Source organism: Bradyrhizobium sp. 31Argb, assembly GCF_043638955.1.
Taxonomy (GTDB): Bacteria; Pseudomonadota; Alphaproteobacteria; order Rhizobiales; family Xanthobacteraceae; genus Bradyrhizobium.
In genome coordinates this window covers 1-11,579 of record NZ_JBEGDB010000260.1, presented here as the reverse complement: position 1 = coordinate 11,579, position 11,579 = coordinate 1, and the positions used below count along the sequence as shown (strand labels likewise).

Below are 11,579 nucleotides of genomic sequence, written 5' to 3'. Positions count from 1 at the left end.
GTTCTGGCAGGCTTCGACACCCGCCTCGATACGCCGCCTATCTCAGTCCGTCATCACCCAGTTTCCCGCATAGCTCCGTGTCCGAGGCGCGACCGCCAATTGCCAAGTATCTGGCCTTCTACAATCAGGGACGCCCTCACTCGAGCCTTGACGGGCGCACGCCCGACGAGGCTTACTTCGGCACGCAAGCTATGGGTGATGGCCGCATGACCGTCGCCGACGATTTTGTCGTCGCTCTGGTCGGGCTACGCCCTCCCGACGCAACGACAAAATCGTAAAGCCCCGCGTTCAGCATAACCCGGCAGGAATCCACTTAAATCCACCGGGCGCTGTCCAAACCACCGGGGCCAGCTCTGAAGGAGGCATCATAAAGTCATCGGTTCGCCGAACACGCTCGGCCACTCGCCGAATGCCAGATTGGTGGTGACGAGGACGGAGGCGCGCTCATAAAGCCGGCTGACGGGGTGGAAGAGAAGCTGACCGCCGGACTTGGCAAAAGGTAAATATCCGAGCTCGTCCAGGACAATGAAGTCCATGCGGGTTAGATGCTTGGCAAGCCGGCCCTGTCGCCCGTTGCGGGTCTCGGTCTCGAGGCGGTTGACGAGGTCGATCACGTTATAGAAGCGGCCACGGGCGCCGGATCGGATGCAGCTTCGCGCGATAGCGATGGCCAGATGGGTGTTGCCGGTGCCCGTTCCACCGACCAGGACGACGTTGCGTTGCTGGGCGATGAAGCCGCCGCCGGCGAGATCATTGACAAGCGTCTGGTTGTTGCGGTCCGGGGCGTGAGTTGGCGGCCGAGCTCGGGCGCGAGTGATTCGAACTTCGCCCGCAACTCGTCGGTCAGGGCTCCTGCCTCTGCGTCACCTTGAAGCACCAGAGGAGTGAGTAACACCAGGAGCTCCGTTCGCTCTTTGGTTTGTTCAGTACGCCGGAATGCCGCTCCCAGAAGCGGAATGTTCATCAGCAAAGGAAGTCCGGAATCGGCGCGAGAGGTACTATCCTGCATCAACCCACCAATTGCTATCGTATCCCCGTTTCGGGTCGATACGGTGCTCTGCAGGCGACGTAGCGAAATCACAGGGGACTGGACATTGGTGAGCTTGTTCTTGTTCGCGGTGCTAACCTCCTGAAAAGTGTCGAGGGTGACACTGCCGCCAGCACCTATTCTGGGTGTAACAGCCAAAATTACTCCCGTGTCACGCAATTCGACGGTGCTGATGATCGGCGAGCTCTCGCTTGCCGGGGATTGGGACGATCGCGACAAGATAGGGACCTGCTCGCCGACCTGGATCCTCGCCGGCTGATTGTCGACCGCGAGAATGCGTGGGGCGGATACAACCTTAACGTCTGCCACCTCGCTGAGCGCGTGCAGCACAACGTTGGCACTTGTCCCGGGAAACACATAGGACAACCCACCTTTTGGAACGGCACCCAGGGGACGAGAGGACAGAAGATAGTCCACCCCGTATTCCAGGCCATCGTTTAGCCGGACCTCCGCGACAATCGCCTGGATGAGAACCTGACGCGGCTTGACGTCAAGACGACGGATTGCGGCATCGATGATCTTGGCATCGTGCGGTGCCGCCAGAATAACAAGCGCGTTCTGGCTGCGATCCGCCTGGATCCGCACCGGCGCCGACAAACCGAGACTGGCCGGGCCCACCACCGCTTCGTGCTTTGCTTGAGCGGTCCGCGTGTTCGAGCCGGAGCCTTCATTCGGCGGGCTGGGCTGGTCGGGGAAAAGGTCTGATCGACTGGCCAGACTTGAGACCGGCATCTTGCCGGACTCTTCGGTGGACTGTGCGGTAGCTGCTGTGACGCCCGGCTCAGCGCAGAAGAGTTGCGCCAGCACCTGAGCCACTTCCGTAGCCCTGCGGTACTTCAGTGGCCGCACGTGAACGTGTGCTGCTGCCTTTGACGTCCTGTCCAGCTTCTCGATTGTCTCACGCGCGTGCTGAAGTGCCGCAGGGTCGTCGGCAACTACAAGAATGCCATTCAACCGCTCTAGTGACGCAAATCGAACTCGCGGAGAGCCCCCAGCATTTTGATTGAATACAAAATTGAGGTCTTTCTCTACTGCGGCGGGACTTGCCTGAGCCAGGGTATACAGTGCAAAGGACTTGTGGAGCATGCTATCGATGTCCAACAGGCCTATTAGTTCACGCGCGGAACTAACGCCACCGGGCGAGCCGCTGATGGCAATGCCTCGTCGTCCGGGCGCAGGCGCCAAATGAACGTTTTCTTCGATGTTCGGTCGGATGACCTTGATGACATCGACCGGATCGACATAACGAACGGGAATTACGTTAACGTCGCCGCGCCCTCCGTCGGCGAGGTCAGCCAGGCGCGCCACCCTGACTCCCCGGTCAACTGCCGCCAGTCCGTAACCATACTTTCCCAGCACTTCGTCCAGCAGCCGCGGAACATCACTCGCCGGAACCTTGCCGGAAGTCCGGAGCGTTATCTTTCCCTCTACGCCTGGGTCGATCACAACGGCCATGGCCAAGATATTACCGACGACGTCATTCACGACCCGCCGAATATCAGCATTGACGTAGTCCAGACTGACGCGCGCGCTATTGGCGGTGACCGGTAGCCGCCGCTCCGAGGTTTCGGCAGGCTGGGCCGATGGCTGGGTCAACACTTCAAAGCCCCCCGCTGGCGATGCGCCCTCCGAGTATGTGTGTTCGGATACCTTCCGAATGCCGCTAGGCGGGTTCAGTAGAACACTGCGCTCAGCGGTCGAGCCGGAGCCTGCGCATCCGGTGAGGAGTAGACAAAGAAACGTGAGTATCGTGGGGCGCGCAGAGGGGCACACTCGCGGAAGATGTGCATTCATTCAATGTTTCCATGCGCCAGCGCAAAGCCATCCTCTAGAGCTTTGGCAGCGCGAGCGATGTTGGGCCTGGCGCTCAGAGGCGAAATTTTCCCGGGGATAAGACGAATAGCAGCCTGATGATTCTTCCGAGTGTCAGTACCGGAGACCCGCCAAGCTGCAAATTAATATATCGATATGTGTCGATAACGGGAGATGATGGGCGGCGAGCGCTCCGTGCCTTGGCACATCGATGGTCGTCTGGAAGACCAGGAGCGGCATTCACCACGCGGCAGGTCTCGATGAGTTGTTGCCAATCTTAGCTGTTACAGGCGAAGCGCGAGATCGCGGACGCAAACCGGACCACGACGTCGAGCCTCTGGCTCTCCCGCAGCAGAACTCGAGCGGGGGGCAAGCAGAGCTATCGCCAAATCTTGGTGACGGCGGGGCCGGTCAGGCGGCGGCGGTTATGGGCTGACGGTCGGCCGGCTTGGCGATGACCTCGATCCCGTCATTGAATGTCACGCCAAGAGCGAGTTTTGGCAACTGGTTGTGGCCATCGAGACGGCGCCAGCTTTTCTGTGCGCCCTCGACCGGTTTGAAGACCATGGCGAGCGCGGTCCCGTTCGACAGACAATCCTTCGATCGGATGGTGCGGTGACGCACGGTGGCGAAGGTGCTTTCGATGGGGTTGGTAACCGGTATGAGATGTCTCGGTGCCAACGTTCCGCTGCGGTGTTCTGCATCGTGGCGTATGCGCCATTCGTGGCGCGGGTGATTATCGCCAATCCGTTGTGACGTGAGCCTGGGCGATCGCCTTCACCTGCCCTTCGTCGTCTTACGACCATTTTTGGGTCAGAGTTTCGCTCCCGTTGCGATATCGATGAATCGCGATAATCCGCGCCACATGATCAGATTCCCTGGTGGCGGATCGTTGGCGCGGGCGAGATAGCCGCCGAGCCTGGCGATCTTGATGAGATAATGCGACAATGTCTTTCGTTGTGTGCTGACTGGATTCTTGTCTTTGACGAGCCGATCAAGCAATTGGATTTCAGCTTTGGTCAGCGCAAATTCCGGTGAGGCATTTGGCGCTGAACGATTGAGCATCGTCATCCAAAAAATGCGCCAGCTCACAATGCAGAACACCGAGATCAGATTCGTCAATCGCTGAGCAGTCCGCAGTTGCGAGTCCTCCGCCCTACAGCCGGATTTGAGTATCTTGTGGAAGACCTCGATCTTCCATCGCAGGGAATACCATTCGAGTTTCTCGATCGCATCCCCGCGCGATTGCACCGGAAGGTCGGTCAGGAGTTTCCATTCAATCTTCTTTCTGTTCTTTGGCGCTCCTCTTTCATCAGCGTGGATCACTGTCAAAGTCAAAGCTGGATACCGCGACTGCTTGCCTATCGGTGGCAGAATACGGATTTTACGATACCGGATTTCAAGAATAGCCTGGTCTGGATTGCCCTTGCTATCCTGGACTTGGATCCGGTGGAGACCTTTGACCACGACCTCGTCCATTATCGTTGCAACGGTATGATCGCCATCGCCGGCCAGGCGATTGACACAGGTCCTTACCAAGAAATGCGTTCCAACCTCTTGGGCGGCGCAAAACAATTCATAAATATCGGCCTCACGATCACCGATATGGATGCACTGCGATGGCTTCTCGAAAAGCTCCGTGGATTGCTTGAGGTTCTCCAGCCACCGAATGCTCTCCTTGGTTTCAATGGGGATCCGTGTCAGGTTGACCTCGCGCCTGAGCGCAGCGACCCCTCTGAATTTCTTTCTGGTCCAGAACTTCACAGCGCTGAGCCCCAGTGGAAGCCCATCGAGGGTCACCGCGAGGCTCGAATGCATCAATATTCCGCATGTCGTGTACGTTTGGGGTTTTCCGTCCAATCTTCGAGAGTTGCTTTTGGGGATGCGCTTAATCATCCCGATCAGATCCGGGCGCTCCCTTTGATAGGTGAATTCGGTCGTATCATGCAGGACAAGAACAGGTCCTTTCGCAGCCGCGATACGTTCCCGCGTCGATTTAAAATGACCAGATAGGATGTCGGCCTCGCTTACTCGTTCATTGGAGAAGAAACGATAGGCCGCCTTGGTATTCGCCCAGTCTTGGCAAACCATCGGAATGCTCTGATGTGGGTAATCGTAAGCCGTGAATGCCGGCAGAAACGCGTTACCAGCCTCAATACTTGAGACGCCCGCCAAACGCATCTCCTTTGCCAGGCGGTCCTGCAGTGTGCCGTTGGCTCGTTCCACGCGCCCCTTGGCCTGCGGGACATTGGCACAAATGATGTCGATGTTGAGCTCGTGCAGCGCGCGACCGAACTGCGTCATCCCGCCGCCGCCGGTCGCGCCGACCTTGTTAAGCCGGAACGTTGCGTGCTTGTCCGAGTAGAACGCAATTGGCTTGCCGTAGCGCTTCAGATAGGCGGTCGTCGCCCTGAAGTAGTCAAAGGTCGATTCCGTCTCGACAAATTGCAGGTGCATCAATCGGCTGGTGGCGTCGTCGATGAAGACGAGCAGGGTGCATTGCGGGCCGCGGTTCTCAAACCACCAGTGTTCGGAGCCGTCAATCTGGACCAACTCACCAACGCAATCGCGGCGATGCCGCGGCTGGTGCACCGGCTTCAACCGCTGCCGGCGGTCCTTCCAAATCCCGTCCACCAGCATCCAGCGCCGCACCGTCTCAAGGCCGAGATGCAAACCATGCCGCTCCGCCAGCTTCTCTGCGGCAAGCGTCGGACCAAAATCCACGTAGTGAGTCTTGATCAGCGCCAGTGCCTCGCTCCGTACGATCGCCGGATAGGCTCGATTGCTCGGCTTGCCGCGCTTCTTCGACAGCAGTGCCGCAGGCCTCCGATCCGATAGGCCTTCAGCAGCCGGAACGCCTGTCGCGATGTTACCTGAAGCAGTTGCGCGGCCTCTCGCACTGTAATCCGTTCCGCCACGACATTCCGCAACACATGCACCCGCTCGATCTCAGCCCGGCTCATCGACAGCACCGTCATCACTCAAACCTCTCAGGCCCCATGCCTTAGACAAGTCCGAGCGGGACATCTCTAATGGGGTGGATGGTGACCTTTCTAATGAGCGTCTACATTGTTCGTATAACATTGATTATGGAATATATTCCTATTTCCCGAAAGGCTAAACTGACCCGTTAGCTGGGTTTGTCACAACGCACTCGCTTGTCTTTGCCGACCAGCGTCGCGTTGGCGGCGGCTTCGTTTCCGCATGCGTCGAACTGGCGCGATCGAAAGCATCGGTGACAGAGTCGTGGCCGCAGTCGGCTCCTCGACCGCGCGGACATTGGCCAGCTCCGTTGCTTGTTGGGCCGGTGCGGGCCGCACCTCCATGATCTCGAGAACCGCGCGTCCACTTATCAGTGATACGCCAGCCGCCGTTCAACCGCTCGATGAGACCTTGGGAGAAGATATCGAGGTCAGGCATGCGGGCTGCCAATCGCTTCGTGCGTTCAGCCCAATCCCGTCCGCTGGTCGCCAGAATCGCCATATCGCGCTTGATGTCCTCCATGACGGCGAACCCGTCTGGATAGCTGACCAGCACCTTGAGAACCGTCACCTGGAAGTTCATTGCCCCACCCGTACCCGGCTTCCACGAACTTACTTCCTCTACATCTTAGTAGCATTCGATAAACCCGTGTCGACTCATGACGTTTGTCTGCTGGTTTTCGTTGAAGGTGCGCGGTGCAAAGACCCTTGGTGGGCATGACCATGGCTGAAGATTCCAGCTCGGATACCGCCATGAGAGGCTCGCGAATTTGGGATGACTGCCTCGACCAATGAACCGCGGTCCGCTCGCGCAGGCAGGGCTGGCACATCGATATGTCGACGATGCAGATTCCGTGGAAAACCTGGCGACCAGGCCGCTGATTGACACCCGGCTGTGGACATTGGGAGCTGCGACATCGAAATCGGGCGCGGATGATGTTGAATCCGGCCGCACCGATGACAGGGAGAGTTCATGACCTTCAAAGCAACCGCCGCCGGCGCCTCGCACGAGCCGACCCTGCATTGTCCCAACTGCAATCACGAGATCCGGCTGACCGAATCGCTCGCCGCCCCCCTCCTCGCTGAAACCCGTCAGCGCTTTCAACAGCAGCTAGCCAGCAAAGATGCCGAGATGGAGCGCAAGACCGAGGCGCTGCGGCTGGAACGCGAGCAGGTGGCGAAGGACCGCGAGCAAATCGAAGACCAGGTTGCGAAGCGATTGACCGCCGAACGCGCCCAGCTGGTCGCGACCGAAAGCAAGAAGGCGCGGGAGGCAGCCGCCGCCGAGCTCCAGGCGAAGGAAGCGGAAGCTGCGGACCTGCGAGCCACCCTACTCTCCAACAACACGAAGCTTGCCGAGGCCCAAAAGCAGCAGGCTGAACTGATGCGGCAGCAGCGGGCGCTCGAAGAGGAAAAGCGCGAGCTCGACCTGACGATAGAGAAGCGCGTCCAGGCCTCAATCAGTGAAATCCAGATCAAGGCTAGGCAAGAAGCCGACGAGGCGGCACGCTTGCGCGTTGCCGAGAAGGACCAGACCATCGAGTCGATGACACGCACGATCGAGGAACTTACAGTAAGCGCAAGGCCGAACAGGGATCACAGCAATCTCAAGGAGAGGTTCTTGAGCTCGAGCTTGAAGAGCTTCTGCGCGGACGTTTTCCAACCGATTCGATCGAGCCGGTTGGCAAAGGTGAGCTTGGGGCGGACGTTATTCACCAGGTGAATGGTGCTATTGGCCAATCTGCCGGCATCATCCTTTGGGAAACCAAGCGCACCAAGGCATGGAGTGACGGATGGCTCGCTAAATTACGTGACGACCAGCGTCGATCCGGCGCCGACGTCGCGTTGATCATCTCCCATGCGCTGCCGAAACATATCGAGCAATTTGACCTGGTCGATGGTGTATGGGTTGCTCATCCACGTTGCGCGTTGCCGGTCGCCGTGGCGCTCCGTCAGGGTCTGGTCGATGTGAGCAGCTCACGCCTCGTTCAGCAGGGTCAGCAGAGCAAGATGGAGCAGGTTTATCACTACCTGACCGGTACGAAGTTTAGGCAGAGAGTCGAAGCGGTCGTCGAAAAGTTCAACGACATGCGCGAGGACCTCGACAAGGAACGCAAGTTCATGGGCCGGCAATGGGCCAAGCGTGAAACCCAGATCCTGGCCGTCGTGGAGTCGACGGTCGGCATGGTCGGCGACCTGCAGGCCATTGCTGGTAAAGCCATGCCGGAGATTCCCAGTCTAGACCTTCCGTTGTTAGAGAACGCAGTCGAGCCCAAACGGAATGTTGGGTGATCCTCCCCTGCCCTTTAGCTGCATCCGAGCGGAGGAGCCAGGCTTGCGCAAATTCGCTGCCTGTTGTTTCGCCGACCTGCGCGATTGTTTATGACCGGATCGCTGCTCGGCTATCCACGGCTCACACTTGGTCAGATGGTCCGAATATGGACCTCATCTCGGCACAAGGATAAAGTGGTTCCGGATTGTAGAGCGAGATCAGATTACCAGATAGCCATGCCGAGCCACGTCCGTCCGTACGGCGCGCCTGAGGAAATGTGAACGCCACGGTGTCGACATGGCGGCGCGCTTCGGATCTCAGAACGGCGTGCGTTATCTGGTGCATCCCGTTTGAAGATCTGAGCATGCTTTCGAGATCATGTCGATTGACCTCGTCAACGAGATGCAAGGCGATCAAAGCAGGACGGCTGCCGCTGCACTGTCCGGCGGCCTTTTTGCTTCCTCCGCGATAGCGTCGACAACGCTATCGGCTTTGGCACTGACGATCATCACAGCGACGACAGAGTATCCGGAACGACCGTGAAACATGAGATTCGCGTTCGTCCTGCCAAAACGATGTTCGAAGAACGAGATTGCCTCCATGGCATCATCACCCGGCTCGGGCCAAGGATCGAGACCGTCAAACATATATTCAACCCGCACCTGTGGAGCGTCGGCTTGATCCTTGCGATTGACTGCCGTCGCCACAGCTGCGGCGATTCCCTCAAGCTCTTCGTTTGAGCGACCAAGCCGATCCGGAACGACGATAAGAATTCGATGGCATCCACGGATTTCAGCCAATGCCTGCGTGGTCGGCAGAAGGAGTTGTGCAAGTCGATTGGCCTCCTGACGATGAATTTTTCGTCCGGTATCTCCCGAAGTGGTCTTGCACTCGACTTCGACTTCGACTGCGTCTCGTCGAGCGAGCAGATCGAAGCGCGCGGCGCCTGCATAGTCCGCAAATTCGACATCCCATCCCCGGCCCATGAGGTGAGTAGCCATGCTGACTTCGTAGGCAAATGGCCGGGCACCAAAAGAGCCATTCACGGCATCGCGCAGGCGACCGATGTATGGCTTCTGCGAACTTGGCGGGAGTGCCGCATAGATGCGACTTGCCGGCAGCAAGAAACTGTAAAGCGGGAAATACTCTTCGCCCATCGGCAAGCGGCCCGTCGATTTCCTGTATCTACGTGCGTTCGCCAGGGCAAATTCGAGCGCGAACGTCTCGCGAAAATGGAGCGCGAGAAGGGGATTGGCAGCTTCCTGCTGTTCAAGGGCGGCGACCCTTTTGTCGACCGCGGCGCCGATGAATCCGCTGACCCAATCGACGGCAGATTCAATCAGAGCCGGCCGCGCTTCGATGCTTATTCGCATGATGATAGGCTCTAGGTATCACCGGCACGCCGGCTTAGCGCGACAAGGGTATCCGATCCTCAAAGTGTGTGCGCGTCGCGTGCTTTCAAGCTGCATTGCCGCGCGGCAAGCCAAGTCGGGCTGTGGCGATGGCTCGCCCGAGCAGAGGGGCCAAATCTTCGTTGATCGATTGAAGAACCAAATCTTCGTTGATCGATTGAAGAATACGGAATGCATCGAGAGCATCGGGCAACAAGGCCGCCGAGGCGACGAACGCGAGATTTTCCAGGCGGCGAGCGAGCGTTGCGAGCGCCTCCTTCCGGTCGGCAATCGCGGCCGCGCATTCCAGAAACACGGAGATGATCGGCAACAGTCTCTCAACACCGCGTTCCGTCGCGACGCGTTCGATTGCAACAACGGCGACGGTTTCGGCCAATTCTGCATCGTGATTTCGCGCGGCAATGAGAGCTGCCAGATCGAGGGCCGCTTGAGCGAAGTCGGGATCGGTCGTTGCGAGCTCAGCACGAAGGGTTGCTATAACCTTAAGGACTGCGGATCGTCCTTCGTGAGGAAAGCCGAACATGTAGACTAGCTGGATAAACTCTAGAAACTTCGGAACGCTCGGCTCGCGCTCGAATTCAACGAACAATTCGCCGACCGGTGTATCGGCGGGAGGCTGATCGCTGGAAGGCACCCGCCATCCCTGCAACATCGCGGGGAACATGCGCGCCATCGGGGGCGCGCCTACCGTAACGGAAGATTGCGCGTCCTCCAGCTTCTTGCGCCAGTTCTCGGGGGCCTTGTCGCCAAGTTTCTCCGATGAGGCCAGGAGCCGGCCGTAAAGATCGGCCGCGATAAAGTTCGGGTTTATCCAGTCAGGGCGCCAGCGGGGCTCAACATCGAAATCATTCATCACCGAAAGATAGAAACTCTTTCCGGTGATGCGCATGGCCCAATTGAGCAACGAGCCTTCCTCATCGTTGCTGCCGCCGAGAACACGCGTAACGAGGGCGGCGTGAGAAGTAGCGGCAAGTCGGCGCCAAAACACGGGCTGCCGCCGCAGCGACTGATGTTCGGCGAGATAGGCGCTCGCGACAACAAAGCCGGTGGCGAATGTCGTCAGTTCACCATGCAGTCGCTTGGGATCGCTGAGTAGCCGATCAAGAATTTCCTCTCCGAGCTCAACAAAGCGAGGGTCGGAATCGGTGCGATCGGCACAAATGTCGAATGCCCCGGCCAGCGCAAAGGGATCGGAGTACGAGATCACATGCTTCAAAGCCTCGAGCATCTCGTCGGCGTTGAACTGACCCAAGGGCTCCAGGGGTATAAGTTCAGGGCTGCCGAACGTCAGTGAAATAACATCAAGGGCATCCTTAGGATCATAGGTGAAAAGTGATGCTCGCTGAGCGGCAAGCTCATTTTGCACGAAATCAACGAGCAGTTTCGAGGTAAGCCGCTTGGCGGTCAAGTTTTCCCAGTGCGTGATTTCAGAGGGCAGAAGGTCGTTCCGCCCGATTGTTCCTCTGTTAGCCGCCTCGCGTAACGACGTGGCAAATGTTTCGGGCGATCCGGCTAAAATAACGCGCGCCGCGAAGAAGTCGGCTTGGCTGTAGTTTGGCTTGTTCACAACGGCCAGGAGCTCAGCCCGCTGCTCTGTCGCGAGCGTGCAGCTCTTCAGGATCGCCACCATGGCACGGTCCCGTCTTGCGGGCTTTTCTGACAGCAGCACGGCATGCGGAAAAGTAATCCGGTGATGCCCATAGCTCACATATGCGCTCTGATCATCCACGTCGAGCTTCAGGTCGCGGATGCGCCCCCTCACGTCCCGCAGCTTCGGAACCGGCTCGCCATCGGCTGCCTTTTTGAAAGCCGCGAACAACGCATCCCGGTCGAGCACGAGACCTTCGGGAAGTTTGATCGGACTTGAGACGTCGATACCGGTCTGACGGACGATCTTGCCGTCAGCAAGCACGTCGCTTTGCATCTCCGGCCCGACGCGGCGCAGCGCATAGAGGACTTTGTAGCGCGCAAGTTCTTTGTTCGCCGTCGAGACCTTTGAGACAAATTGAAGGATTTTGCGGAGGGAGGATTTCTGGTTCATCGTAGCCACCAGG

At 58.4% G+C, this 11,579-nt stretch carries 2 protein-coding genes and 8 pseudogenes; 2 read left to right on the top strand and 8 right to left on the bottom strand.

Translation table 11 applies throughout. The annotated features are described in order from the left end of the window. Positions 1 to 194: pseudogene (locus tag AAFX91_RS33135) on the top strand (integrase core domain-containing protein); the annotation flags it as partial. A gap of 192 nt (positions 195 to 386) precedes the next feature. On the opposite strand, the pseudogene AAFX91_RS33130 reads toward AAFX91_RS33135, so the two are convergent. The 6 pseudogenes from AAFX91_RS33130 to AAFX91_RS33105 form a co-directional block, all read right to left on the bottom strand. Further along, a pseudogene (locus AAFX91_RS33130) lies at positions 387 to 770 on the bottom strand (ATP-binding protein); the annotation flags it as partial. Positions 771 to 883: 113 nt separating this feature from the next. Beyond that, positions 884 to 2,842 (bottom strand): annotated as a pseudogene (locus AAFX91_RS33125) (secretin N-terminal domain-containing protein); the annotation flags it as partial. Between the two features lie 429 nt (positions 2,843 to 3,271). Then, positions 3,272 to 3,514: pseudogene (locus AAFX91_RS33120) on the bottom strand (IS256 family transposase); the annotation flags it as partial. 159 nt (positions 3,515 to 3,673) lie between these two features. Continuing rightward, positions 3,674 to 4,933, bottom strand: a pseudogene (locus AAFX91_RS33115) (IS4 family transposase); the annotation flags it as partial. A gap of 45 nt (positions 4,934 to 4,978) precedes the next feature. Continuing rightward, positions 4,979 to 5,838, bottom strand: a pseudogene (locus AAFX91_RS33110) (ISNCY family transposase); the annotation flags it as partial. Between the two features lie 165 nt (positions 5,839 to 6,003). Next, positions 6,004 to 6,424, bottom strand: a pseudogene (locus tag AAFX91_RS33105) (hypothetical protein). Between the two features lie 390 nt (positions 6,425 to 6,814). Here AAFX91_RS33105 and AAFX91_RS33100 point away from each other — a divergent pair. Then, a pseudogene (locus AAFX91_RS33100) lies at positions 6,815 to 8,133 on the top strand (DUF2130 domain-containing protein). Between the two features lie 393 nt (positions 8,134 to 8,526). Here AAFX91_RS33100 and AAFX91_RS33095 read toward each other — a convergent pair. Continuing rightward, entirely contained in the window at positions 8,527 to 9,486 is a 960-nt protein-coding gene (locus AAFX91_RS33095) for a hypothetical protein (protein ID WP_394569367.1), read from the bottom strand. 85 nt (positions 9,487 to 9,571) lie between these two features. Then, positions 9,572 to 11,579: hypothetical protein (locus AAFX91_RS33090; RefSeq protein ID WP_394569366.1), on the bottom strand; the 2,008-nt coding region annotated here is incomplete at its 5' end.

Excerpts from the sequence above, each read along its gene's own strand:
- AAFX91_RS33095 (WP_394569367.1), bottom strand. The coding sequence starts at position 9,486 with ATGCGAATAAGCATCGAAGCGCGGCCGGCTCTGATTGAATCTGCCGTC.